The sequence below is a fragment of the Bartonella sp. AA86SXKL genome (assembly GCF_042196885.1).
In genome coordinates, this window is record NZ_JBHIRE010000411.1 from 337 (window position 1) to 653 (window position 317).

Genomic DNA, 317 nt, shown 5'->3' on the forward strand with positions numbered 1-317 from the left:
GACGTCTTGGTTATATTGCTGTGAGAGAGCTTGGGTTGCTATGCTGCCTAATTCATCTGCCAAAACACCCGTATGTGCACCAGAACCATAACGCCCCGCGCCTGCCAATGAACTGTTAATCGTGTCTGAAGCTTTATTTAACGTGTTTTGCAGTGCTTCCTTAAAATAAGGATTATTGCCTATCTCATGACCAGAAGCCATGTTCTTTAAATTTTGGCTGGTTGAATTTTGCCCTGTGGCTAATCCATTTAAGTAATTATTATCATAGTTATGCGTATTATTGCTAAGCCCATTAATTGCATTTTTTGTTTGATCAC

General features: G+C 39.7%; 1 pseudogene. It reads right to left on the bottom strand.

The features are described 5' to 3' along the window. Positions 1 to 317: pseudogene (locus ACFIO5_RS12305) on the bottom strand (tail fiber domain-containing protein); the annotation flags it as partial.